Here is a 25,816-nt window from a genome sequence, read left to right on the forward strand (position 1 = left end):
AGGCTATCAAAAAGGAGTATAATGAGTGCAAGACATTTCGGAGGTGAAAGATGCTAGAAGTAAGAAGTCTAGAGAAAAGTTTTGGATCCAAGCAAGTTTTGTTTGGTATTGACTTTCAAGCGCGACCAGGTCGTATTTTGGGATTAGTCGGGAAAAACGGTGCTGGGAAAACAACGATTTTCCACAGTATTTTGAAGTTTTTAGAATATCAAGGAGAAATCAGTCTAGATGGTCAGAATATTCGTCAAGAGACCTACGCTCGGATTGGCTATCTGCCTGAAGAACGCAGTCTCATGCCCAAATTGACAGTCCTTGAACAAGTTCGCTATTTGGCGACTCTAAAAGGCATGGATGCCAAGGAGGTCAAGGAAAAACTCCCTCAATGGATGAAGAAGTTGGAAGTGAAAGGAAAGCTGACAGATAAAATTAAGAGTCTGTCAAAAGGAAATCAGCAGAAGATTCAGCTCATTATTACTCTGATTCATGAACCAGATTTGATTATCTTGGATGAGCCTTTCAGTGGATTGGACCCAGTCAATACAGAATTGCTCAAGCAAGTTATTTTTCAGGAAAAAGAGCGCGGAGCAACCATTATCTTTTCTGACCATGTCATGACCAACGTCGAGGAGCTTTGTGATGATATTCTGATGATTCGAGATGGCCGTGTGGTCTTGCATGGGCCAGTTCAGGATGTCCGCAATCAATACGGGAAAACGCGTCTCTTTGTTTCAAGTGAGCGAAGCAAGGAAGAATTGGAAAATCTTCCTCATGTCAAACAGGTGAGCTTGACCAAACAAGGCAGTTGGAAATTGATCTTAGAGGATGAGAGCGCTGGAAGGGAACTTTTCCCAATCTTGACTCAGGGGCAATATATCGCAACCTTTGACCAGCAAGCGCCAACAATTGATGAAATCTTTAAACTAGAATCAGGGGTGGAAGTATGAGAAATATGTGGGTTGTAATGAAGGAAACCTATCTTCGACATGTCAAATCGTGGAGTTTCTTCTTTATGGTGATTTCACCATTCTTGTTTATCGGTCTCTCTGGGGGAATTGGCTATCTCCAAGGCTCTTCTATGGCTCAGAGTGGCAAGATAGGAGTAGTCAGCACTGTTCCAGCTGTGACAGACAGTCTTAAATCTACCAATGGTCTCAATTTTGACTACAAGGATGAAGCAAGTGTTCAAGCTGCTATCAAGGATGAAAAATTAAAAGGCTATCTGACCATTGACCAAGAGGATAGTGTCCTGAAGGCAGTTTATCACGGTGAAACTTCCCTTGAGATTGCTATTAAGCTAGGAGTAACGAGCAAGTTAAATGAGCTTCAAGATCAACTCAATCGTTCGGCAGCCAATTTGTCACAAGAACAGGAAAAACGCTTGGAACAAACAGTTAACTTTACGGAGAAAATTGATGAATCCAAGGAAAATAAAAAAATGATTCAAACAATCGCGGCTACAGCGGTTGGTGGCTTTCTCTATATGATTTTAATTACTTATGCTAGTGTCACTGCCCAGGAAGTGGCTAGTGAGAAAGGTACTAAAATCATGGAGGTGGTCTTCTCCAGCATTCGAGCCAGTCATTATTTCTATGCTCGTATGCTTGCCTTGTTGCTTGTGATTTTGACCCATATTGGCATTTACGTCGTGGGTGGACTTGCTGCCATTCTTCTCTTTAAAGACCTACCAATCTTGGCACAATCTGGTATTTTAAACCATATAGGAGAGGCTTTCTCGCTCAACACCTTATTGTTTGTCTTGGTTAGCCTCTTTATGTACGTTGTTTTAGCAGCCTTCCTAGGTTCTATGGTTTCTCGTCCTGAGGATGCAGGGAAAGCCTTGTCGCCTTTGATGATTTTGATTCTAGGTGGTTTTTTTGGAGTGACAGCTCTAGGTGCAGCTGGTGACAATCTCATCTTGAAGATTGGTTCATATATTCCCTTTATTTCGACTTTCTTCATGCCGTTTAGAGCTATTAATGGCTATGCAAATGGGTTAGAAGCTTGGATTTCGCTTGCGATTACGATTGCTTTTGCAGTAACTGCAACAGTCTTTATCGGACGTATGTATGCTAGTCTCGTTCTGCAAACAGATGATTTAGGTCCTTGGAAAACCTTTAGACGTGCCTTATCTTATAAATAGAAGAGCCTCGCGAAAGCGAGGTTTTTTAGAGATAAAGAGAGTGGAATTTAGAAAAATATTTTTCATATCTATTGACTTTTAGGGGTGAAATTTGGTATTATAGTAGGCGGTATTGTTTACCCCATTTGAAAGGCCCCGGAACCTTCCAAATACTTTTCGATGGGAAGGAACACCCATCACCGTAAACAAAAATCGAACTATATATAGGAGAAATCATGAACAAAACAACATTTATGGCTAAACCAGGCCAAGTTGAACGTAAATGGTACGTAGTTGACGCAACTGATGTACCACTTGGACGTCTTTCTGCAGTAGTTGCTAGCGTACTTCGCGGAAAAAACAAACCAACATTTACACCACACACTGATACAGGTGACTTTGTGATTGTTATCAATGCTGAAAAAGTTAAATTAACTGGTAAAAAAGCAACTGATAAAATCTACTACACTCACTCAAACCACCCAGGTGGATTGAAACAAATCTCTGCAGGTGAACTTCGTTCTAAAAATGCAGTACGTTTGATCGAGAAATCAGTTAAAGGTATGCTTCCACACAATACTCTTGGACGCGCTCAAGGTATGAAGTTGAAAGTATTTGTTGGAGCTGAGCACACTCACGCTGCACAACAACCAGAAGTTCTTGACATTTCAGGACTTATCTAAGGAAAGGAACAATAAAGTATGTCACAAGCACAATATGCAGGTACTGGACGTCGTAAAAACGCTGTTGCACGCGTTCGCCTTGTTCCAGGAACTGGTAAAATCACTGTTAACAAAAAAGATGTTGAAGAGTACATCCCACACGCTGACCTTCGTCTTGTCATCAACCAACCATTCGCAGTTACTTCAACTGTAGGTTCATACGACGTTTTCGTTAACGTTGTAGGTGGTGGATACGCTGGTCAATCAGGAGCTATCCGTCACGGTATCGCTCGTGCGCTTCTTCAAGTAGACCCAGACTTCCGCGATTCATTGAAACGCGCAGGACTTCTTACACGTGACTCACGTAAAGTTGAACGTAAGAAACCAGGTCTTAAGAAAGCTCGTAAAGCATCACAATTCTCAAAACGTTAATCAATACGATTATATCAACGTTTCAAAGCACTCAAAAGTTTACCTTATGGGTGCTTTTTTCTATACTTTCTAAAAAAATTTGCCCTAAAATTACCCTACTTGTTTTTAAGATGTTGGTAGGCAACTTGTCCAGCAGATAATGGAACTATGTTTGAAGCATTAACATAAGTTTTAGTTGTAATTGTATCGCTATGAGTTAATGCTTCAGAAATGGCTTCTAAGCTCATTCATGCCTTTTTAGCAAGTGTCGCTCCTGTATGTCGTAATTTATGAGGTGTAGCATGTTTAAGTTCTGGATGACGACGTTTGACAGATTTCATTTTATTATTAAGATAGTCAGAGTGTAGAGGGCTATTAACATTACCCTTCATATCGATATAAGTAAAGACATATTGTTCATCGGATTGGATAATTCCAAACTTTGATAGTTCAGCATTTTGATGTTTTTTCCATATATTTTGTTAGGATTTGGGTAGAATCATTGATAACAGACTGTTGCAAATCTAGTTAGCTATATGATTTATGATTATCTACTTTTCTAGTAACCAATCTATGATATTTTTCTTCTCAATTCCATTGTAATTGGCTGTTGGCTGAATCGTATCCATTGTTAATAGATACTTGGGGAATTGATCTTTAATGGCTTCTAGTGGTCTAAGTTCTCTTTCTAGTGTTTCTGGAGCAAGTGTTGTTTCACTGACCTGATAATAAGCGTAGTGACCAAGATCAGTTACAACAACAAAATCAACCTCATATTTATCTAAATTACCAACATATACTTGTGAATATCTACGTCTTAATTCCAAATATACAATATTTTCCAAGATATGCCCAATGTCTTCTTTGTGGTCTGGTAATAAGAGATGTCGTAAACCTAAATCAACGGGATAATATTTTTCTAAGCGTTGTAATAACGCTCGACCTTTTACATCAAAACGTGGAACGGAATAAAAAAGTAAACTATCTGTCAAAGTTGTCAAATAATTTTCTAAAGTATTGTGGGATATTGAAACATTTTGGCTGACTAGGGTATTGCGAATCTTATTTGTTGATATTAAGCTACCTGTACTACTGAGAAGGGTTCGGACAATACGCTCAATAATAGTAGGATTTGGATTTCCCAATCTAGTGACAATATCATTTAACAGTATTGAGTTATATATTCCTCTGAGATAGTCAATTTTTTCAGCGTAAGATGATGTTTGCAATAGGTAAGGGAAAGCACTAAAGAGATAATTGTTAAAAATTTCTGTTGTATTCAGATTCTCTGAGAGAGATTGACCTGATAGGTATTCTTCAAATGACAAAGGAAGAACCTCTATCTCAACATAACGCCCAGTCAAATTTGTCGCTAATTGGCTGCTCATAAAGTAGGCGTTTGATCCAGTCAAATAGAGGTCAACATTTGGCAAGATGAATAGACTATCTGCTACTAGTTCAAATTTTTCAACATGTTGAATTTCATCTAAAAAGATATAGTATGTTTTTTCCTCAACTAATCGCTCTTTTATATAAGCAAATAATGTTTGAAAATGTCGCAATTCATAATAACTCAAATCCTCAAAATTTATGGATATAATTTGATTCTCGTCTACCCCAGTTGCTAGTAACTCCTCTTTATAGAGTTGAAAAAGCACAGATTTACCAGCTCGCCTAACTCCGCTCACAACTTTGATGATTTGGCGGTCACGATGCCTTCTTAAAAAGTCTAAATAATGTGGTCTTTTGATATAGTTCATAATAGTTACCTCAAAGATAGTATAATACAAAAAGAAATTATTTTCAAATATTTAGAAATAAAATGTAATTTGTTTTATTATTTCTAAATATTTGAAAATAATATTTTTATGCAATCAAAAAATAGTCCATTTTGGTATGGCATGATAGTAAACCTTATGAGGTTTTGTAGTAAGTATTCAAATAAAAAGCGCATACTATCAGGAGTGTAAAAGCTTGATAGTATACGTTTTATCCTAGAAATATTTACTGGATGTTTTTCTCAAACTGACTTTTTAAGAAGTTACCTTATCAGCAATTTCAAATAAGTTTATGGAGCTATCTTTGGAAAAACTGTAGAATTTCAAAAATTACTACAGACCTTGAATTTTACTTATCATTTCAATGATTTAGATTGCTTACATTTTGTTTTGATAAGTTTTACGGTAATCTCCAGGAGAAAGTCCAGTCCTTTGTTTAAAAATTTTAGTAAAGTAAGAATAATTATCATACCCTACTTGACAAGATACTTGTGATATCGAGATATTTGTTTGAGATAGGAGAGATTTAGCAGCATTAATGCGCTTATCCGTTATATATTTAACAATAGTTTCTCCAGTTTCTTTTTTAAAAATTCTAGCTAAATGATCTGCACTGAGATAAACCATATCTGCTAATATAGAACGATTTATATCTTCATAGTAGTGATGATCTATGTATTCGACGATGCGTTGAATACTATTTTTTTGGTTTTCAATGTTTGTTGCAAATTTCTTAGCATGTGACCAGTAATAATCAAAGTAACCCTGAAATGATTCAACTGAATGAAAGCGTCGTTGGAATAGGAAATCATGTGTGCTATTTTGGAATAATTTATGGGCCGAAATTCCATTTTGATCTAGATATATCCCTATTTGTTGAGTCCAGTCAAGTAAAATTTGTTGTAGTGTGAAAGTAGGAATTTGAGAATTATAAGCAAGTAAATTAATTTTTTCTCTTAATTCATATTCGCTTAAGCTATCTAAAAAAGTAATTGAAAGAGTTTCTGTTTTAAAAGAAGTTGGGAAACTATGAGGAACACATATAATAGTATTCCAATAAGAGACATACTGTTCATTATAAGTGTAGAGTTCTTTGGTATGAAATAAAATATCGGATATTTTATGGCAACTTTTATATATAATGTTTGAGTATTTACTAAAGTTATTAGAAATTTGAGAATGAATCTCATATGCCAATTTGTCACTACGTTTGGATGAGTCTACTCTAAAGAGACAAACATATTGATCAACCTGGCTTTCCATCTTGAATAGACTTATCAGTTTATAAGAAGGTTGTGAAATTCTTTGAAGTTCTCTTTTTAGTTGAGAAGTCCATGATGGAGTTTCTGCAGAATAATCTTCTTCGTTAAGATTGATTGTTAAAACTGCAAGAAAAAAATACTGGTGTTTTTGAAGAATAAAATCTTGTTTGCTTGCTATATTTTCTAGCTCATCAATGCGAGAAATTTGAGGTTTTCTAAGGTAATCATACCAGAAGTTATCTTCTATTTGTAAAAGTGCATCATTTTTTCCGTTTAAGTTATGATTCTCAATTTTACTAATGGCTTTTTGAATAATAAATTCTAATTTTTCAAAGTTAATGGGTTTTAGATAGTATTCGAAGCTTTGTAATTCAATTGCTTTTTGAGCATAGTTGAAGTCGGCATAATTGGTTAAAAAAATTGTTTTTATATCATATTTTTCATTTCTAATCCACGATAAGAGTTCGAGGCCACTACCTTGAGGCATTTCTATATCGCTTATCATAAGATCAATAGGATTCTCTCTAATAATATTTTGAGCTTGAGTGAGGCTATAGGCAACATAAACAATGTCAATGTGTAGTTTATCCCAATTTATTTTCTCGCGTAAAGCCTCAATGATAAAGCGATCGTCATCAACTAATAAGATGTTCATTATAACCTCCGTCTATAATCTTGTATGGAATAAGTAAAAGAATTTTAGCCCCACCTTCTTCATTATTTTCAAATGCAATACTATAGTCATTAGGATAGAGAAGATTTAAACGTTCGATGGTGTTTGTGATCCCAATATGATGTCCATCTTCTGTTATTAGAGACTGTTTCTGATTTAGTTTTGATAAAATTTCTTCAGAGAAACCTGGACCATTATCCTCGATACAAATATGAATGTAATCTGAGTCCTCAGTTTGTACTTTTTTTATTGATAATAAAATTGTAAATAAATCCTGAAATGAAAAACCGTGTTTGATTGTGTTTTCAATAAATGTTTGTAAAAGTAATGATGGGACAAGAGTATTTTGTAGGTCATCATTGTAGTTTAGTGAAAAGTAGATGCTATTTCCATATCGAATTCGTTGTATTTCTAAATAATCTTTAATATGCTGAACTTCATCTTTAAGTTCTGAAAAATCTTGATTAGCCATAAATAAATGACGGAGATAATTTGAAGTTAGGATAGTTAATTCTTCAATTTCCTTGTAGTTTTTTGTTTGAAGCATACTATGAATCATTGATAACATATTTAAGTAGAAATGCGGACGAATTTGGTTCTTAAGATAATTAAGCTCAATCTTCTTAAGTTCTAGTTGTGAATGGTATTCCCGTATTTTTAATTCTTGCATATCAAATATTACTTTATTAAGTTTATCATTTGCCTTATCAATTTCTAGTATACCTTCAGATATAAAAAATTCAGAAGGGGGGATGGAGTCCCCGAGTTGAGAGAGTCGTTCAGTGAGTCTTGTTATCGGTTTAATCATCCACTGACGAATATACAGGATAATGATGATTGATAAAATGGTGATAATTATAGGAACAGCTGATAAAAATATTTCTAAGAGCGTGATATTTCTAAAGACTTCGGCATAATCGACTAAAACATAAATATCGAAAGGTAAATGCGTTTTTTCATTTTGGGCATGAATTAGGTAATTAGAGGACGGTATATTGTTAGGCTCTTTTAGGGAAAGTTTACCATTATTACCAATATTAAGTTTATTGAGAGGTTTTAGGATATCTTCTGAAGATATGACGGCATAAATGATTTTTCCTTCGTAATGAACAGATTTAACTAAGTATTCGCTGTTTTTAGTAGTTACATTTTTCCATTTACGGTCACTTATATCACTACGCAATGATTTTAGATTTGATTTTAACAGTAGATAATCTTCATATGGAATATAAAGATTGGAGACGTTTATAAAATGTTCAGTACTATCGGTTTCTAATAAGAATGTCATATGAGTTTCATTTTGATATTCAAACTCTGTAAAGCTAGTTTGAACTTTTTTAAGATTTTCTTGATACTCAAGAAACGTTTGTACATGATTTAAGTTCTCTAAAGATTCATTATGCGTTATTGTTGAGTACATAAAGCGTTCTACAGAATGCAATTTCTCATTAACAGAATCAGCATAAATTTCAATTGAACTACGTAGGTGTACTATATTTTGGTTTTTAATAAAATTTCTGGTTATGTTACTCATAGCAATATTGATTAAAATATTTATCAATAGTAGTACAAGTAGGAGTTTAAAGAAAAAATGAATGGAATGTTTTTTTGATAAGTCGTGATTTAATTTCATATACTATTCTCCTCTTAAAATTATAGCACTTTGAAAATACGATATCATGTAACAAAACAGATATGTTTTATCAAGATGTCGGAAAAGTAATAGTTTTTAAAATTAAAAAACTGAAAAATTGATAAACCTAGTCCAAAAAGTTCTATTAAGGGAATTCTATATGGTGTAAAATAATCGTAGAAAATCAGATGGGAGGAAAAACATGAAAGTAGCATCTCAACTTCATAAAATAAAATTAAAGCATAGTATTCCGTTATATATATTACTTTTTCCTTCAATATTGCTATTAATTTTATTTTCCTATATTCCCATGTTGGGACTAATTATTGCATTTAAAGACTATTCACCAGCCAATGGTATCTTTGCTAGTCAGTGGGTAGGATTTAAGTACTTTACTCAATTTTTCTCATCATTCCAATTCGGGACAACTATGTTCAATACATTAAAAATTTCACTTTATAGTATTGTAGTAGGATTCCCCTTACCTATTATACTAGCTATCATTAGTAATCAGTTAAGAGTTGGGAAATTTAGAAAAATATTTCAAGTGACAACTTACTTACCTCATTTTATCTCTACAATGGTTATGTGTGGGATGATTATCTTATTTTTATCTCCTACTAGTGGTTTGTTAGCAAATGTATTTAAGTCTGTTGGAATTACTATTCCAGATTTTTTATCAAAACCTACTAGTTTTGCAGGTGTTTATGTTTGGAGTGATGTATGGCAACATATTGGTTGGGATAGTATTATTTATCTGGCGGCGCTTTCTGCAATTGATCCTACATATTATGAGGCTGCAACTATGGATGGCGCTTCTAGGTTACAAAAAATTAGGCATATAGAATTACCATTACTTTTGCCAACTGCTATGATTTTGCTAATATTAAGAGCAGGTAGTTTATTAAGTGTAGGGTTTGAGAAAGTGTTACTATTACAGAATCCTCTTAATTTAGCAGGAAGTGAGATAATTTCGACCTATGTTTATAAAGTTGGTATGGTGAATTTTCAGTATAGTTATTCGACAGCTATAGGGTTATTTAACACCGTAGTCAATCTAATAATTTTGTTATCTGTTAACTGGTTCTCAAAAAGATATACTAGAACGGGTCTTTTTTAAAGGAAGGAGTGCTTAAAGTGAGATGGTTTCATAAATCAAGAAAAACAAACTCTGAATTATTATTTGATATAGTTACCTATGGTTTAGCAATTTTTCTTATTCTGTTAATTGTTTATCCATTATGGTTTGTAGTGATTGCATCTTTTAGCAATCCTTCAGATGTTGCAAACGGGAAGGTATGGTTTATTCCAAGAGAATGGAAATTAGATGGATATTTACGTCTTATTCAACAACCTTTATTTTTGCGTAGCTATCTAAATACCATTTTATATACTGTTGTTGGTACCTTAGTTGCTTTAGTAGTCAATATTCCAGCTGGTTATGCTTTATCTAGAAAAGAATTAGTTGGTAGAAAGTGGATGAGTATTCTATACATAATCCCTATGTTTGTATCAGGTGGTTTGATTCCTACCTACTTAACAGTAAAGAATGTAGGCTTGATTGATACATTTTGGGTAATGGTAATACCTTTTGCGGTTTCATCATACAATATTATTGTTGCTAGAACTTTCTTTAATAATAGTATTCCAGACGGGATGTGGGAGGCTGCGCAAATTGATGGATGTGGTACAATTCGTTATTTTATTAAGATAGTCGTTCCTTTATCAAAAGCTATTATAGCAGTTATTGGACTTTGGACTGCAGTTGGTATTTGGAATTCGTGGTTTAATGCTTTAATTTATTTAACGAATGAAAATTTACAACCATTGCAATTAATTTTACGACGTTTACTAATTAGTAATCAAATGTTACAATCGCAAGCAACAGGAGAAGTTGCATCAGATCTTCGTATCAAAGCCGATATGATGAAATATGCAGCAATTGTTATTTCAACCGCTCCGATAATGTTGCTATATCCCTTTGTTCAAAAATATTTTAATCAAGGCGTAATGATTGGCGCGTTGAAGGAATAGGAGAAAAACATGAAAAATAAATCATTTACATATTTGTTCTTAGGAACCGTTACACTTGCTGGCTTAACAGCCTGTGCAAATTCCAATAATGCGAATAAGGACGATAAGTCTGGAGAAGATTCTTATAAAATCACAACTGTTCGTTGGTCTGACTGGGGAGAAGATTATCACAAAGGTTTTCTAACAGATTCTGCCAAGGAATCAGGTATCGATGTTAAATGGGATACACTTGTAGCCGCAGATTGGGCAGATAAGAAATCTGTTTTGGTTGCTAGTGGAGATTTACCAGATGCATTTTTAGGTTCAAATGCATTTACAGATTCAGAAATTGCTCAGAACCAATCTTTATTTATTCCATTGGAAGATTTAATCAAGGAAAACATGCCCAATTTAACTAAGGCTATGGAAAAAGAACCTAAGATTAAAGCGATGATTACTTCACCAGATGGTCATATCTACAGTCTACCTAAAAAATTACCGATGCGCCCTACTGTAGCTAATCAGCTATTTATTAATAAAAAGTGGCTGGATAATTTAGGATTAAAGGTTCCAGAAACTTATGATGATTTAGTAAAAGTACTACAAGAATTTAAGGATAAAGATGCGAACGGAAATGGAGACGCTTCTGATGAAATTCCATTCGGAGCAGGAAACTTTGATCCAACATTCTCATATATTCTTCCGTTCAATAATCGTTTAGGGGCAGATAATACATATGAAATGTCTGTAAAAGATGGAAAACCAGTCTACCTTCGTACAGAGGAAAGTTATAAACAAGGAATTGCAGCAATGCATGAAGCTTATAAAAAAGGTTTGATTGATCCGGAAATCTTTACAGAAGATACCTCTATGAGTGTAGCAAAACGTATGGATAAGGGAGTATCTAGAGTAGGTGTTTCTAGTGGTTGGACAGCAGATGCAACGTTTGGTTTACATTCAAGTGAGTATATTGCTCTACCTGCTTTAAAAGGTATGGATGGAAAACAATATGTCTTTTCTGATCCAGATCATTACAACTACGGTCGCAATGAAATTTTGATTACAAATAAGAGCAAAAACCCTGCTAAATTATTGAAATGGTTGGATAAATTATATACAGATGAAGCAAGTATTCAGAATTTCTATGGATCATTTGGAATAGCTACTGAAAAGAATGGTGATAAGTTTAAAGTGTTACCTCCTAAAGATGGTAAATCAGCCGATGAGTATGCATGGATTAATTCACTTCGAGATTTTGGTCCTAAATACGTAAGCGATGATATCAATAGTCGCGTAGAAATCGATCAAACACAAGGTGATGGATTGAAATTGAAGATGGACCAAGATTTGAAACAATTTGCGTTGCCAGCTTACCCTAATGTGATTTATTCACAAGAAGAGCTTAACAAATTATCATCAATCTATGTGAGTATTGAATCTTATGTCAAACAACAAGCATCTAAATGGGTAGTTGAAGGTGGCATAGAAAAAGAATGGGACTCATACAAAGAAACTCTTAAGAATATGGGATTGGACGAATTTATGAAGATTCAACAGGAAGCATATAATCGTTACCAAAAAGAAGTCAAAGAGTAATACTTTATATGAACTCTTGGTTGTATGAACAAGGGACTAGCTAATTATAGGAAGCGAGACTGATAACATCAAATTATCTCGCTTCCTTTATTCTAATTTTTAAAGAAATTTGGAAATGTTTTTTAAATAATTTAGGTAATATTTTTGTGCAACTGACATTCTAAAATATAGAGTTAAGACGATTGATTTTATGGAGAATATATTATGCAAAAATTATTTTCATTAGATGGAAAAGTGGTTAGAATTTTAACTTTTTTGACAGATTTAATTATTTTAAATACTCTATTTATTGTTAGTTGTATTCCAATAGTTACAATTGGGGCATCACTAACTTCTCTTACGACAATGTGGTATCGTATTTTAAAAGGTAAAGATACCGATATTGCTTATCATTATTTTCGGATCTTTAGACGAAATTTTAAACAGTCAACTTTTATTTGGTTGTTTATCCTCCTAATAGAATTACTTTTATATGTGAACTATTGTCTTTGGGGCTATTCAAGTTTATTTTCAGAGTATAGTTTATTGTTAGTATTGCCCTTTTTATTTGTTATAATACTTTTGATGAGTGTTATTTTTCCCTATATTGGTCTATTTAAAGATAATCTAAAAAATAGTATTGTAAATAGCGTATTAATTTGTATTTTAAATCCAATACAAGCTATCATGTTGGTTTTATTTAATATTTCTGTACTGTATATGAGTTTTAGTAGTCCAGAACGAGTTTTAACAGCTATTTACGTATTTACATTTGGGGGATTTGCTTTTTGCGGATTGATGAATGTAACGATAACAAATAAAATGTTTGATAAGGTAAAGAAATTTACTAAAAGGAGGGAAACAAATTGAAAATTTTTAAGGGAGAGTTTTATCGAATCTCTGTATTAACAGACAAGTTAGTAAGGTTAGAATACTCTCAAACTGGAAGTTTTGAGGATAGGACTACACAACTTATCTATAATAGAGATTTTGGCGAAGTTTCGTTAGATTATATCGAGACATCAAACGTACTAGATATTATGACGGACTATTTTCATTTGCACTTTAATAAAGGAGAATTTAACGCCGAAAATTTATTTATAGAATTAAAAGGAAATTTTGCCGTATATGGTAGTCGCTGGTATTTTGGTGAATCGATTGAAACGTTAAAAGGAACAGCTCGGACTCTTGATAAGGCAGATGGCGCAATCCCATTAGAAGATGGAATTATTAGTCGAAATGGTATTGCCTTACTGGATGATTCTCAAGGATTTATTTGGGATGAACAGTCTGGTTATATTGAGAGAGAAAATCAAATTGACCTCTATTTCTTTGCCTATGGGCATGATTATAGAGGAGCAATCAGAGACTTTTACCATTTGACTGGCTCAACACCCTTGTTGCCAAGATATGCTTTAGGTAATTGGTGGAGTAGGTATTGGCCTTATACGTCGGATGAATACTTGGATTTAATAGACAGATTTAAAACAGAGAAAATTCCATTATCTATCGGTGTGTTAGATATGGATTGGCATATAACTGATATTCCAGCTCGTTTTGGAAGTGGCTGGACAGGATATAGTTGGAATAGAAACTTAATACCTAATCCAGAACAGTTATTGCAACAACTTCATGATAGAAAGTTAAAACTCTCCTTAAATGTCCATCCTGCTGATGGTATACGAGCTTATGAAGAGGCTTATCCTCGAGTAGCAAAACGATTAGGGTTAAATGTAGAATTAGAGGAACCTGCTATTTTTGATTTTTTCAATCCATCCTTTAGGGAAGCCTACTTTAAAGATGTTCATTATGAGCTAGAAAAGCAAGGAGTAGATTTTTGGTGGATTGACTGGCAACAAGGGACGCAAGGTATGTTGGATCCACTGTGGCTTTTAAATCATTATCATTATCAGGATAGTTGTAAACATTCAGAAGGTGGCTTGATTTTATCAAGATATGCAGGTCCTGGTAGTCACCGATACCCTGTTGGTTTTTCAGGGGATACTATAATTAGTTGGAATTCCTTAAGATTTCAACCTTATTTTACAGCGACAGCATCAAATATCGGTTATAGTTGGTGGAGCCATGATATAGGTGGGCACATGCTGGGGGATTATGACGAAGAGCTACAAACTAGATGGCTACAGTTTGGTGTTTTTAGCCCGATTACTCGATTACATAGTTCTAGAAGTCCCTTCAATAGCAAAGAACCTTGGTTTTTTTCAGAAACAACATCTAAGATTATGAAGAAATACCTTCGTTTGAGACATCAGATGATTCCATATCTATATACCATGAATGTAAAGACACACGAGGAAGGTGCCCCATTAATCAGCCCAATGTATTATTTCTACCCAGAGAATGATGAGAGCTATAATGTTCCAAATCAATACTTTTTTGGAACAGAACTGATGGTGGCTCCCATTGTAGAAAAGATGGATTTGGCATTCCAATCTGCAAAAGTAGATGTATGGTTCCCTGAAGGTGAGTGGTATGACTTCTTTTCAGAGAAAAAATACACAGGTGGAGTGAAGTTAAGTGTTTATAGAGACATTTCGACTATTCCTGTGTTTGCAAAAAGTGGTGCAATCATTCCCCTGGTTGGTTCTGAGATAGATATGGGTGTTGATTTACCTGAAGTTGTAGATTGGTATGTATTCCCAGGCAAACAACATTCTTTTGAAATGATTGAAGATCAAAATGGTCAAAGATATAAAACAAGATTATCAATCGATTGGGAAATGGGAATGGTAGAGTTGGCATTACAAGGAGATTCTAGTATCATTCCAAGTAATAGAAAGCATAGAATTCATTTTAAAGGAACGAATGTGTCTATGATTGAATTGCCAAATAAGAATGATACAGCTAGATTTGAATGTAAAGATAATAAAACAATATCTTTAAATGATGAAGTTTTTAGACTACTAAAGACGGCTTCTCTTCCATATGAATTAAAAGATAGATTGTTAAATCAATTCATCAATGCCAAAAATTCTCATGAGTTAATGAATATCTTGCATCATCAGGATAAGGAATTGAGAGGGCGTTTGTTGGAAATGATATTTACTAATGAAAACTAATTGAGACATTTCGTACACAATTTCTATTCTTTAATTGCTAATTATTTATTTTTTAATGTGTAATAGTTTTACATCTCTATGCTTATTGGCTTGTATTTTAGTAATTACAAGTGTGGCATAGGGATGTTTTTTGTTTACTGAAGAGGAAAGGATAAGTATGTTTCAAGGTTTGAAACATTTTTAAACTAAACAAGAGCAAATTTTTAAAGGTGATTTTTCAAAGTAACTTCCACTTGCCTGACCGAAGTGGAAGTTAGTCTGAAAGGGATTTTTATGATGGAATTAAGTATAAGACGTGTGATTTTTTCAGAAAATTTTCTAAAACAAACAGGATTTGTTTGACATTTGTTTGAAAATTCTGTAAAATGAATTATTATATCGTTAAAGGAGAATATATATGGAAAAACAGAAAACATTTTTTGGACATCCTATGGGCTTGTCCACCCTCTTCTTTACAGAGATGTGGGAACGCTTTTCTTACTATGGGATGCGAGCTATCCTACTTTACTATATGTACTATAGTGTGCAAGATGGTGGATTGGGAATGGATAAGACCACAGCTGCATCGGTTATGGCGATTTATGGCTCGCTGGTATTTTTGTCCTCGGTTGTCGGTGGTTTTGTCAGTGACCGTATTTTAGGAAGTCGTAAGACTGTCTTTTACGGTGGGATTCTGATTATGCTAGGGCATATTGCTTTGGCAACACCTTTTGGACAAGTGGCTCTCTATCTTTCTATTGCCTTGATTATCTTTGGAACTGGATTTTTAAAACCCAATATCTCAGATATGGTTGGGGGAATTTATGAGAAAGAGGATGATAGACGGGATGCAGGTTTTAGTATCTTTGTATTTGGTATTAACTTAGGTGCCTTCGTTGCCCCTTATCTAGTAGGTTATCTAGGTCAGGAAGTCAATTTCCATCTAGGTTTCTCATTAGCTGCCATTGGGATGTTCTTTGGTTTGGTGAAGTATGTTTTAGATGGGAAGAAATACCTGCCTGAATCAAGCCTTTACCCCACTGATCCACTTTCACAGAAGGACCAGCAGACCTTGATTAAACGCTTGCTGATTACACTTGTCATGGTTATTCTTGTGGTTATAGGTTTAGTCTTTACTCACCAATTTAACGTGGATATGATTGTTAATATCTTTACAGTGATTGCTGTAATTATTCCAATCTACTATTTCTTCAAAATTTTATCTAGTCAGAAAATAACTGCTACTGAGAGATCCCGAGTATTTGCCTACATTCCTTTATTTATCGCTGGAGTACTCTTCTGGTCTATTGAGGAGCAGGGGTCTGTTGTTCTCGCTCTATTTGCGGATGATCAAACTCGACTTTACTTTAATGTATTTGGGAATCAGATTCATTTCCCATCTAGCTTTTTCCAAAGTATCAATCCACTTTTCATTATGATTTATGTGCCGATTTTTGCATGGTTGTGGGGGAAAATGGGTAAAAAGCAACCGTCCTCTTCTAAGAAATTTGCTTACGGTTTATTAGCAGCAGGTCTATCCTTCTTGTGGATGATGTTACCAGGGATGCTCTTTGGGACAGATGTTAAGGTCAGTCCTTTCTGGTTGATTATGAGTTGGGCTATTGTGATTGTGGGGGAAATGTTGATTTCGCCTATTGGTCTATCAGTCACTACTAAGCTAGCACCAAAATCCTTCCAAGCACAAATGATGTCTATCTGGTTCTTGAGTAATGCAGCTGCCCAAGCTATCAATGCCCAAATTGTAAAATTTTATACAAGCGAAACTGAAGTGGCTTACTATGGAATTGTTGGAGGAATTACGATTGTATTCGGTATTATCTTACTCTTCTACGTTCCACGTATTGAAAAACTAATGTCTGGTATCAAATAGAGAAAAACTGGGATTTCTGTAGGGATTCTAAAAGTTAGATCAATTATTTATTCAAAGGATTTAGTTCTGTATTGTATAGGGCTAGGTCCTTTTAGTTTGATTAATACTCTTCGAAAATCTCTTCAAACCGCGTCAACGTCGCCTTGCCGTACTCAAGTACAGCCTGCGGCTAGTTTCCTAGTTTGCTCTTTGATTTTCATTGAGTATAAAACTCATGATGTTTATGATATTCCTAGTAGACATTTGTACACTTTTTTTATATAATAAAACTAAACCATATTGGTTGAGTTTTGAAATATGGCTTCAAGCATCGATTAGTCTTTCTAAGGGAGATAATGTCCATTAAAGTATCATAATAGGAGGTGAAGTATGTATCAGCCAGAAAAATTAAAGGCTCGGAGGAAAGAGTTAAAACTGACACAGAGGGAAATTGCAGAGCAACTTGGGATTAGTTTCCAGGCTTACTCAGCTTGGGAACGTGGGGTCAAGGAACCGTCCAAGGAGAAGGTGTTCCAGCTAGAGAATATTTTAAAAGTGCCAAAAGGATATTTTACTCAGATCGAGATTGTCCGTCTCTACCATAGCCTCTCCAAGCAAGGGCGGGAGAAGGTTGTTCTCTATGCTCGCAACCTGGCTCAAGAGGAGCAAGTCCAGAAAGTGGCTCCTATGCCAGAGCGCCTCTACGAGTACCGTGTTTATGAACGCATGTCAGCAGGGATTGGGGCTTCGGTCTACGATGATCAGAATTTTGATACGGTTTACTTTAATGAGGAGTTGGCTCATGATTTTGCGTCATGGGTGTCTGGGGACTCCATGGAACCTAAATACCAAAATGGTTCAGTAGCTCTGATTCGAGAGACAGGATTTGACTATGACGGGGCGGTTTATGCAGTGGTTTGCAACAACCAGACCTATATCAAACGGGTCTATCGAGAGGAGAATGGATTGCGTCTGGTCTCTATCAATCCTAAATACAAGGATATTTTCATCTCCTATGAGGAAGATCCTCGGATTGTTGGCATTATCGTTGGGAACTTTGTGCCGATGGAGGGCTAGTCAATGGGCTACTTTGATTATTCCAGAGAGCCCAAAAGTGACATTGCTTTTGTCGATATGAAATCCTTTTATGCCAGTGTCGAGTGTGTGAAAAGAGGCTTGCATCCGCTGAAGACCTCACTTTGTGTCATGAGTCGCGCGGATAATTCAACTGGCCTTATCCTAGCCTCCTCTCCCCTGTTTAAGAAGATTTTTGGCAAGTCCAATGTTGGTCGGGCCTATGATCTGCCCTTTGATATCAAGACCCGCAAATTTTCCTACTATAACGCCAGAAAGCAGGGGTTGCCTACAGATTCAGACTATGTGCGCTATATTGAAGATTGGGCTCAAGTCACCTTGATTGTCCCTCCTCGGATGGACGAGTATATCGCAGTCAATATGGAAATCCAGCGAATCTTTCAAAACTATGGGAGTCCAGAGGATATTTATCCTTACTCTATCGATGAGGGCTTTATTGACCTGACTAGTTCGCTCAACTATTTCATCCCAGACAAGAATCTCTCTCGCAAAGACAAGCTGGATATGCTTTCTGCTCGTATTCAGAGGGATATTTGGAGGCAGACAGGGATCTACTCTACAGTGGGCATGTCAAATGCCAATCCTTTAATGGCCAAGTTGGCTCTGGATAATGAGGCCAAGCACACTCCGACCATGAGGGCCAACTGGTCTTACCAGGATGTGGAAGAGAAGGTCTGGGCCATTCCCAAGATGACCGACTTTTGGGGAATTGGCAGGCGGATGGAGAAACGCTTGCATGCTCTGGGAATTTTTTCCATTAAGGAATTGGCTACAAGCAATCCCGACCAGCTAAAAAAAGCTCTGGGTCAGGCTGGTCTGCGTTTGTGGTTTCATGCTAACGGGATTGATGAGAGCAATGTTCATAAGCCCTATAAAGCCAAATCCAAGGGCTTGGGGAATTCTCAAATCTTGCCGAGAGACTACGTGAAGCTACGGGATATTGAAATTATTCTTCGAGAAATGGCTGAGCAGGTGGCTATTAGATTGAGAAGGTCTGGCAAGAAAATAACCCTTGTCTCTATCTATGTCGGTTTCTCTAAACAGGAGGTCAGGTCGTCTATTCACACACAAATGAAGGTCGAACCGACCAATAATACAGCTGTCTTAACGGATTATGTTTTGAAGCTATTTCATAACAAATACACTTCTGGAGCGGTTAGAAGTGTCGGAGTTAACTATTCAGGCTTTGTGGATGAGTCCTTTGGTTTGATTTCCCTTTTTGATGATGTTGACAAGTTAGAAAAAGAAGAAAGGCTCCAGACGGCCATTGACTCCATTCGGGAACAATTTGGTTTCACTTCTCTTTTAAGAGCCAATGCACTGGAAGAAGCCTCTAGGAGTCTTGCCAGAAGCAAGCTGATTGGAGGTCATTCTGCTGGAGGATTAGATGGATTAAAATGATTGATCGTTCTTATTTACCTTTTCAATCCGCGCGAGATTATCAAGATCCAGGTATGCAGAAGTGGATGGGGTTTTACCTCTCAGAACACACCAGTTCGCTCAGTGAAGAAAAAAACCGTGTTGATTTTTCGATAGATTTGGCCCCAGTTGAGAAACTACATTTACTTTCTCAGCTTTATGTTGGCCAACTTAAGGGAAGTTTTGTGGTAAAGGAAAAGAAGCAGAAAATCACCATCATCGGTGTGGTGAGAGAGTTATCACCTCAGACTCTATCTATTAGGACAAACGAGGGATATAGGTTGATAGAGGTTGCAGATATCCTAGAAATTCGACTGTGGGAGGAGGGAGTTTATGACTAGAAAAGAGCTGTATGAAAACAAACTGCAGATGGATTATTTTTCAGATGACTATATTCGTTTTGAAGAGGATTTTCAAAAATACTCTGCCATGAACATGAGTCCACTGAAAAAATAGGTCTCTTACTTTTAATGAAATGAAAACCGAGGAATCTCTCGTTAATTTGAGCGAGTTCCTCGGTTATTTTGTATTTATTAAGGTCATAATTCGTTTCATATTGACCACGAAGATGGTTGTGGCTGCCTGTAACTCCATGCTGAAAAGACCCGATGCTCTCGCGACATCAAAGCCATGTCTCTGTTTTAGTTCGGCATTCTTTGCTTCGATTTTATAGCGATGTCTGGCCATTTCTTTAAAATAAGGTGTTTCCTGAAATTTCTTCTGGAAAAGATGGTCGTCACTCTTAATGGCTATTGAATAAGTTTTAGACTTTGCCCCCTCCTTATAACATCCTTCCTTGGAAAGGCAACTCTTGCACTTCTCAATGTCAAAGTAATGAGTGACAACTTGATTCTTATTTTGATATTTTTTCCCTGTCCTTGCTTTGCGAACAGCCATGTGTCCTTCTGGACAGACAAATAGCCCTGCATCTTTATTAAATTCAAACGCATCCTCTTCTTTACGGTAACCTTTTGAAACTGAAGGGTTCAGTTTTGACACCAAATGAATCTTTTCTTTGCGAGCTAGTTGAATATTGTCCTTTCCTGAATAAGCCGCATCACCAATAATAGTCTCGATGTCCAGACTATTTTCCTTTGTTTTGGCATATAACTCAGGTAAATATTTCCCATCGCTTTGTTCACCAGAAGTGACCACACAAGCAGTAATAATCCGTTCATCCGTCATAGCGATATGACTTTTATATCCATAGAAAGAGCTGTCGGCTGTCTTATGTCCAAGCCTAGCCTCCTCCTTAACAGAAGCTTCCAAGTGTTCTAAGTCGTCCTCGACAGCCTCTTTTAGGTAATTGAACTTTTGAGACACAGCCGGTAGGGCTAAGAGTTCCTCGTGTTTTTCAACCACAGCCATTAATTCCTCTGTATAGGTCAACTCTGCTTCGAGGTTATCTTCCTGAGGTTTCTTTGGAAATTCTATTTTGATATCTTCTGAATGTTGATAAATTGTTTTACGTAAAGCTTTTGAACGCTCTCTAAGGATTTCTTGGGGTTTCTTATGATTATAATGAGATTTGGTGTGAGTGGCATCCACAATGAGGATTTTACTCTTAATCAAGTTATGTTCGAGTGCAATTTGAACAGACTTCTGAATCAATACATCAAGCAGTTTATCATCTTTAATTCTTAGCTTTCTAAATTTTGTCAAAGAGGATGGCTCGATAACAGAATCCTCAGGAGCTAGACCAAGAAAAAATTTAAAGGCCATATCTGACAAGGAACGTCCTACCACATCTACATCTGATAACTTATAAATATCTTTTAACAAGAGATATTTGAACATCATAATCGGTGAATAAGCTTTACGCCCAAAATCGGGACGATAATTCTTTTCTAGTTCATCATAAATAAAGCTAAAATCACAGAGTTCAGTTAGCTGACGTAAAAAGTGGGTTTTAGGAACCACGATATCATACAAACTAGAATAAGGACTGACATCCATAGTTAACTGATTATCAAGCATTATTTCACCTCATCTCTAGTATAACAAAAAAGCCATCAATTTAATGACTTTTTCAGTAGGCTCCATGAACATACCCTTGACTTTCTTGATTGATGACATCCTACGAACCATGGCGATGAATCAGAAAAACTACTTTGTCTTAAACAAGGAAAATGCCAAGGATGGGCGAGAGCATCGTTTTTATTTTAGGGTGGTAACGGAAAAAGCGTGTCCTAGAAATAGGACCTATACATACTCAGGAGTCAAGAATAGCAGTCAGTAGTGTCTTGTTTGCTATGAATGTATCATTTTTACAACACTTCATGGTTCATATCATGGGGTGTTTTTCTATTTAAGTCAAAGCCAATCAAAAAATCTCACTATTCTTAGGCTAAAGGAGAACTAATCATAGTGAGATTGTGAAATTATAGTAGGGTTCGTATGGCCTCTTCAATTTGTTTTGGGTCTGTTTTTGAAGAGAAGCGTTTAAAGACTTGCCCATCACGATCGATGAGAAATTTAGCGAAATTCCATTCGATTCGTTTTCCTAGTGGGCCAGATTTCTGGTCTTTCAACCAGACATAGAGGGGATCTGCTTCCTTACCGTTGACCTTAATCTTGGCAAAACGTGGGAAGCTGGTCTGATAATGTAGGCTACAGAAGCTGTTGATTTCCTCTGCGCTACCTGGTGCTTGCCCCATAAACTGATTGCAAGGGAAGTCTAAGATTTCAAAACCTTGTTCTTGATAGCGATCATAGAGTTCTTGAAGTCCTTGGTACTGGGGCGTTAAACCACATCCAGTAGCAGTGTTGACAACCAAGAGAATCTTACCACGATAGGTCTCTAGTGGAGTTTCTTGATGGTCTTGGTTCAAGACTGAAAAATCGTATAGTGAAGTCATTGCTTGCTTTTCTCCTTCTGTTTGGTATTTTTAGGAGTTTTTTCCTCCTGTAGGGATAGAAAACCGTAGGTCAGGGTTCCAAAAATGCTACCGATAATCAGGCCATACATCAGGAAAGGGACACTTTTATCGAATTGCATGAGCAACTTCCCAAAATCTGAAAAGGACATCTGCTGAACGAAGACTTTATGAAAGATGAGTAAGGTAAAGAAGCCGATCTGAAGACCAATAAACACAACCCAGCTTCGGAATTTGATTTGGCTCTTGCTGTAGGTTTTAAGGATGATTTCTGACTTGTCATCTTTTTCCAGATGGAGTTCTTTGACGTTTCTTTGGGTTTTTAAAGTAATGAAATATATAAGGCCAAAGAATATGTAGGGCATGACATAGCGAACGACCTCTATAAAGCGTCCAAATAACAGATAAAACAAGAAGAGAAAGAAGGAAGAATAAACGATTTGGACCATGGAACGGGCACAGGCTTTGTAGATAATTTCTTGCCGGCATTCATCAAAAGGGCCTTGGATGTGAAAGAGATTTCGAAGTAGGCGAGTGGTGAAGTCTTCTTTTTTCATACTAGTAACCTCCTAAATGAGCAGTTTTACTGACTTTCTTTTACGAATTGATAGAGATAATAAAGATAAGTGATAGAAGAAAGGCTAGCGATAGTGAACAGTAAATAATATTTCCAACCGCTTGAGATGAGCAGCAGTTGTGGAAAAGATAGAATTATAAAGTATAGTGCTAAGTTGAGTATGCGCGTTTTTTGGGAGTCAATCTTTAGATAAGTCAGTCCTTTGTTAAGGGCTGGAATAAAGACTAGCCCGAGGAATATCTCGCTGATTGGCAAGTTCCCTGAAATGATGATGAAGATGAGCAGAGAACTGAACAAAAGATGATAGGTAAGTAAAGTTAGTAATGATTTCATAGGGGACCTCCTAATTCTGGTCTTTTTTAGCTCTTGCAATACGAAGTGAGTCGACAATATGTATCATCACTCCGAAAAAGAAAGCTCCCAGTATAGTTTTAAAAATATGTTTTGTATTTAGAAGAGAACTGATAAAATTTGGATTTTCACTTGTTAGGGTATCAATGAGTGGAATTATAAAAAATATCACTGTTCCATAAATCGAACCTGCTGTCATACCAGAATAACGTAATTGTTTCTTTTCTTTTTTCATGAGTTTCCTCCTAATCATTATTCTGGTCTTCCTTGGCTTTTGCAATGCGACGGGAGATGAGAAACTGTATGCTCGCTCCGAAGAAGACAGAACCTAGAATGCTTGATACAGCATTTCTTATAGTGAGAAGAGACTGAAAATAGTCCTGACTCTCACCTAGCAGTATATGGAGGAGAGGCGTTATAAAAAACATCCATAGGCCAAAGAACAAACCTGCTTTCAGACCAGGGTAGTGTAGTTGCTTACTTTCTTTTTCACTCAGCATATCTGGATCAATGGCTGTGATGCCTGTTTTCTTGGTTTGGGAGAGTACATAGAGAGCAGAAATCATCGAAATGCCGAATATCACAATAGGATAGCCGATAGCGACAATTTGCGGATATTTATAAGCAAGGACAAAGGGAATAAGATTACCTAAAGTCATGAGGTAAAAGAGAATCACAAAGATTTTATTACCGATACGGTCAGCTTCGCGCCGTTTGTGTTCGTCAAGAGGGCCAGAAATGCCATAAATGCGTTTGATTAGTTTTTCAGTGAAGGTTTCTTTTTTCATGAGTTGGCTCCTTTTTTAAAAATCATCCTCCCAAAAGAGACTGTTGAGGTCAGTTTGGAGGCTGCGGGCGAGATTGAGACAGAGTTCCAGAGTTGGGTTGTACTTGTCGTTTTCAATCATGTTGATGGTTTGTCTCGAGACACCTATATCCTTGGCGAGCTCGAGCTGGGAAATGCCCAGTTCTTTGCGAAATTCTTTCACACGGTTCATCTGTTCTCCTTTCTGATTTGTGTCGTATATATTTGACTATATTATATTCTTCTATAGATTGAATGTCAAGCATATTTGACATATTTCTTAAAGAAATCTTACTTGTTTTTTGCCTATTTGTCTGACTAGTGCAAGCTGGTCGGATTTGTGGTAAAATAGATAAGATATGACAAAAGAATTTCATCATGTAACGGTCTTACTCCGCGAAACGATTGATATGCTCGACGTAAAGCCTAACGGTATCTACGTTGATGCGACTTTGGGTGGAGCAGGCCATAGCGAATATTTATTGAGTAAATTAAGTGAAAAAGGCCATCTCTATGCCTTTGATCAGGACCAGAATGCCATTGACAATGCACAAGAACGCTTGGCACCTTACATTGAAAAGGGGATGGTGACTTTTATCAAGGATAACTTCCGTCATTTGCAGGCACGTTTGCGCGAAGCTGGTGTTCAGGAAATTGATGGAATTTGTTATGACTTGGGAGTATCTAGTCCTCAGCTGGACCAGCGTGAGCGTGGTTTTTCTTATAAAAAGGATGCGCCACTGGACATGCGCATGAATCAGGATGCTAGTTTGACAGCCTATGAAGTGGTGAATCACTATGACTATCATGACTTGGTTCGTATTTTCTTCAAGTATGGTGAGGATAAATTCTCTAAACAGATTGCGCGTAAGATTGAGCAAGCTCGAGAAGTCAAGCCTATCGAGACTACGACTGAGTTAGCAGAGATTATCAAGTCGGCCAAACCTGCCAAGGAACTTAAGAAGAAGGGGCATCCTGCTAAGCAAATTTTCCAGGCTATTCGGATTGAAGTCAACGATGAGCTGGGAGCCGCAGATGAATCTATCCAGCAGGCTATGGAGATGTTGGCTCTAGATGGTAGAATCTCAGTGATTACCTTCCATTCGCTAGAAGACCGCTTGACCAAGCAATTGTTCAAGGAAGCTTCAACGGTTGAAGTTCCCAAAGGTTTGCCCTTCATCCCAGATGATCTCAAGCCCAAGATGGAATTGGTATCCCGTAAGCCAATCTTGCCAAGTGCAGAAGAATTAGAAGCCAATAACCGCTCGCACTCAGCTAAGTTGCGCGTGGCCAGAAAAATTCACAAGTAAGAGGGGAAAAATGGTAGATAAAAAAGAAACAACCAGTCAATTCTTGCAGAATCGTATAAAAAAATTCTCCCGTGTGGAGAAGGCTTTTTATCTTTCCATTGCGTTTACAGCTCTTGTTTTGGCGCTTAGTATTATCTTTATGCAGACTCGACTCCTACAAGTACAAAATGATCTGACAAAAATCAATGCGCAGATAGAGGAGAAAAAGACAGAATTAGATGATGCCAAACAAGAGGTAAATGAATTGTTGAGGGCAGAACGCTTGAAAGAAATCGCAAATTCTAAGGACTTAAAATTGAATAACGAGAATATTCGATCAGCGGAGTAA

25 protein-coding genes and 3 pseudogenes are annotated in these 25,816 nt (G+C 36.4%); 17 read left to right on the forward strand and 11 right to left on the reverse strand.

The annotated features are described in order from the left end of the window. Window positions 1-50 precede the first annotated feature (50 nt). The 4 genes from ACN076_RS02765 to rpsI all read left to right on the forward strand — a co-directional run bounded on the left by ACN076_RS02765 (window position 51) and on the right by rpsI (window position 3,213). Complete coding sequence (locus ACN076_RS02765) at window positions 51-944, forward strand: ABC transporter ATP-binding protein (RefSeq protein WP_420790084.1); 894 nt, start codon at window positions 51-53, stop codon at window positions 942-944. Further along, a complete protein-coding gene (locus ACN076_RS02770) occupies window positions 941-2,140 on the forward strand; it encodes an ABC transporter permease (RefSeq protein WP_420790085.1) in 1,200 nt (399 codons plus the stop codon). Before ACN076_RS02765 ends, ACN076_RS02770 begins: the two co-directional genes overlap by 4 nt. Window positions 2,141-2,355: 215 nt before the next feature. After that, a complete protein-coding gene (gene rplM / locus ACN076_RS02775; RefSeq protein ID WP_001044624.1) occupies window positions 2,356-2,802 on the forward strand; it encodes a 50S ribosomal protein L13 in 447 nt (148 codons plus the stop codon). Between the two features lie 18 nt (window positions 2,803-2,820). Further along, window positions 2,821-3,213 carry a 30S ribosomal protein S9 gene (gene rpsI / locus ACN076_RS02780; protein WP_000075973.1) on the forward strand — a complete coding sequence of 131 codons (393 nt, stop codon included), beginning with the start codon at window positions 2,821-2,823 and terminating at the stop codon, window positions 3,211-3,213. 95 nt (window positions 3,214-3,308) lie between these two features. On the opposite strand, the pseudogene ACN076_RS02785 reads toward rpsI, so the two are convergent. The 4 genes and pseudogenes from ACN076_RS02785 to ACN076_RS02800 all read right to left on the reverse strand — a co-directional run. After that, window positions 3,309-3,665 (reverse strand): annotated as a pseudogene (locus ACN076_RS02785) (tyrosine-type recombinase/integrase); the annotation flags it as partial. 78 nt (window positions 3,666-3,743) lie between these two features. Then, window positions 3,744-4,952 (reverse strand): ATP-binding protein, encoded by a 1,209-nt coding sequence (locus ACN076_RS02790; RefSeq protein ID WP_261229906.1) that lies wholly within the window; start codon window positions 4,950-4,952, stop codon window positions 3,744-3,746. A gap of 396 nt (window positions 4,953-5,348) precedes the next feature. Then, window positions 5,349-6,887 (reverse strand): helix-turn-helix domain-containing protein, encoded by a 1,539-nt coding sequence (locus ACN076_RS02795; RefSeq protein ID WP_261229905.1) that lies wholly within the window; start codon window positions 6,885-6,887, stop codon window positions 5,349-5,351. Next, window positions 6,868-8,538 (reverse strand): histidine kinase, encoded by a 1,671-nt coding sequence (locus tag ACN076_RS02800; RefSeq protein WP_261229904.1) that lies wholly within the window; start codon window positions 8,536-8,538, stop codon window positions 6,868-6,870. Before ACN076_RS02800 ends, ACN076_RS02795 begins: the two co-directional genes overlap by 20 nt. 202 nt (window positions 8,539-8,740) lie before the next feature. On the opposite strand from ACN076_RS02800, the gene ACN076_RS02805 reads away from it, so the two are divergent. The 10 genes and pseudogenes from ACN076_RS02805 to ACN076_RS02850 form a co-directional block, all read left to right on the forward strand. Beyond that, a complete protein-coding gene (locus tag ACN076_RS02805) occupies window positions 8,741-9,658 on the forward strand; it encodes an ABC transporter permease (RefSeq protein WP_000861542.1) in 918 nt (305 codons plus the stop codon). 17 nt (window positions 9,659-9,675) lie between these two features. After that, the gene (locus ACN076_RS02810; RefSeq protein WP_001267167.1) at window positions 9,676-10,572 is read left to right on the forward strand and encodes a carbohydrate ABC transporter permease; all 897 of its coding nucleotides are present in this window, start codon (window positions 9,676-9,678) and stop codon (window positions 10,570-10,572) included. 9 nt (window positions 10,573-10,581) lie between these two features. Beyond that, complete coding sequence (locus tag ACN076_RS02815) at window positions 10,582-12,147, forward strand: extracellular solute-binding protein (RefSeq protein WP_261229903.1); 1,566 nt, start codon at window positions 10,582-10,584, stop codon at window positions 12,145-12,147. A gap of 204 nt (window positions 12,148-12,351) precedes the next feature. After that, window positions 12,352-12,996, forward strand: coding sequence for a YesL family protein (locus ACN076_RS02820; protein WP_001170586.1), 645 nt, complete (start codon window positions 12,352-12,354; stop codon window positions 12,994-12,996). After that, the gene (locus tag ACN076_RS02825; RefSeq protein ID WP_420790086.1) at window positions 12,993-15,206 is read left to right on the forward strand and encodes a TIM-barrel domain-containing protein; all 2,214 of its coding nucleotides are present in this window, start codon (window positions 12,993-12,995) and stop codon (window positions 15,204-15,206) included. The genes ACN076_RS02820 and ACN076_RS02825 overlap by 4 nt, the downstream gene beginning before the upstream one ends. A gap of 460 nt (window positions 15,207-15,666) precedes the next feature. Further along, window positions 15,667-17,076 (forward strand): peptide MFS transporter, encoded by a 1,410-nt coding sequence (locus tag ACN076_RS02830; RefSeq protein WP_420790242.1) that lies wholly within the window; start codon window positions 15,667-15,669, stop codon window positions 17,074-17,076. 369 nt (window positions 17,077-17,445) lie between these two features. Beyond that, complete coding sequence (locus ACN076_RS02835; protein WP_261052726.1) at window positions 17,446-18,132, forward strand: XRE family transcriptional regulator; 687 nt, start codon at window positions 17,446-17,448, stop codon at window positions 18,130-18,132. Between the two features lie 3 nt (window positions 18,133-18,135). Continuing rightward, window positions 18,136-19,551 (forward strand): Y-family DNA polymerase, encoded by a 1,416-nt coding sequence (locus tag ACN076_RS02840; protein WP_101781665.1) that lies wholly within the window; start codon window positions 18,136-18,138, stop codon window positions 19,549-19,551. Further along, the gene (locus ACN076_RS02845) at window positions 19,548-19,910 is read left to right on the forward strand and encodes a hypothetical protein (protein WP_101781663.1); all 363 of its coding nucleotides are present in this window, start codon (window positions 19,548-19,550) and stop codon (window positions 19,908-19,910) included. Before ACN076_RS02840 ends, ACN076_RS02845 begins: the two co-directional genes overlap by 4 nt. Beyond that, window positions 19,903-20,007, forward strand: a pseudogene (locus ACN076_RS02850) (DUF5960 family protein); the annotation flags it as partial. The gene ACN076_RS02845 and the pseudogene ACN076_RS02850, both read left to right, overlap by 8 nt. Window positions 20,008-20,088: 81 nt before the next feature. On the opposite strand, the gene ACN076_RS02855 reads toward ACN076_RS02850, so the two are convergent. Next, a complete protein-coding gene (locus tag ACN076_RS02855) occupies window positions 20,089-21,546 on the reverse strand; it encodes an IS1182 family transposase (RefSeq protein WP_101786106.1) in 1,458 nt (485 codons plus the stop codon). 61 nt (window positions 21,547-21,607) lie between these two features. Between ACN076_RS02855 and ACN076_RS02860 the strand changes: the two are divergent. Further along, a pseudogene (locus ACN076_RS02860) lies at window positions 21,608-21,808 on the forward strand (DUF5960 family protein); the annotation flags it as partial. A gap of 142 nt (window positions 21,809-21,950) precedes the next feature. On the opposite strand, the gene ACN076_RS02865 reads toward ACN076_RS02860, so the two are convergent. Genes ACN076_RS02865 through ACN076_RS02890 form a run of 6 tightly spaced genes read right to left on the reverse strand, consistent with a single transcriptional unit; the run spans window position 21,951 to window position 24,371 of the window. After that, entirely contained in the window at window positions 21,951-22,427 is a 477-nt protein-coding gene (locus ACN076_RS02865; RefSeq protein ID WP_261072750.1) for a glutathione peroxidase, read from the reverse strand. Beyond that, window positions 22,424-23,002 carry a DUF3278 domain-containing protein gene (locus ACN076_RS02870; protein WP_420790087.1) on the reverse strand — a complete coding sequence of 193 codons (579 nt, stop codon included), beginning with the start codon at window positions 23,000-23,002 and terminating at the stop codon, window positions 22,424-22,426. The genes ACN076_RS02865 and ACN076_RS02870 overlap by 4 nt, the downstream gene beginning before the upstream one ends. A 26-nt stretch (window positions 23,003-23,028) precedes the next feature. Then, a complete protein-coding gene (locus ACN076_RS02875; RefSeq protein WP_261048437.1) occupies window positions 23,029-23,355 on the reverse strand; it encodes a hypothetical protein in 327 nt (108 codons plus the stop codon). Between the two features lie 10 nt (window positions 23,356-23,365). After that, on the reverse strand, window positions 23,366-23,608 hold the full coding sequence (locus tag ACN076_RS02880; protein ID WP_261048435.1) for a hypothetical protein: 243 nt from the start codon (window positions 23,606-23,608) through the stop codon (window positions 23,366-23,368). A gap of 10 nt (window positions 23,609-23,618) precedes the next feature. Further along, window positions 23,619-24,161, reverse strand: coding sequence for a DUF3278 domain-containing protein (locus ACN076_RS02885; protein ID WP_261048434.1), 543 nt, complete (start codon window positions 24,159-24,161; stop codon window positions 23,619-23,621). 15 nt (window positions 24,162-24,176) lie between these two features. Then, window positions 24,177-24,371, reverse strand: a complete 195-nt coding sequence (locus tag ACN076_RS02890) for a helix-turn-helix transcriptional regulator (protein ID WP_001082470.1) — start codon at window positions 24,369-24,371, stop codon at window positions 24,177-24,179. A gap of 166 nt (window positions 24,372-24,537) precedes the next feature. On the opposite strand from ACN076_RS02890, the gene rsmH reads away from it, so the two are divergent. Continuing rightward, complete coding sequence (rsmH, locus tag ACN076_RS02895; protein WP_261048432.1) at window positions 24,538-25,488, forward strand: 16S rRNA (cytosine(1402)-N(4))-methyltransferase RsmH; 951 nt, start codon at window positions 24,538-24,540, stop codon at window positions 25,486-25,488. Between the two features lie 10 nt (window positions 25,489-25,498). Then, the gene (gene ftsL, locus ACN076_RS02900; RefSeq protein ID WP_000227822.1) at window positions 25,499-25,816 is read left to right on the forward strand and encodes a cell division protein FtsL; all 318 of its coding nucleotides are present in this window, start codon (window positions 25,499-25,501) and stop codon (window positions 25,814-25,816) included.

The sequence above is a fragment of the Streptococcus sp. K0074 genome, assembly GCF_048843365.1.
GTDB classification, from domain to species: Bacteria; Bacillota; Bacilli; order Lactobacillales; family Streptococcaceae; genus Streptococcus; species Streptococcus mitis_BM.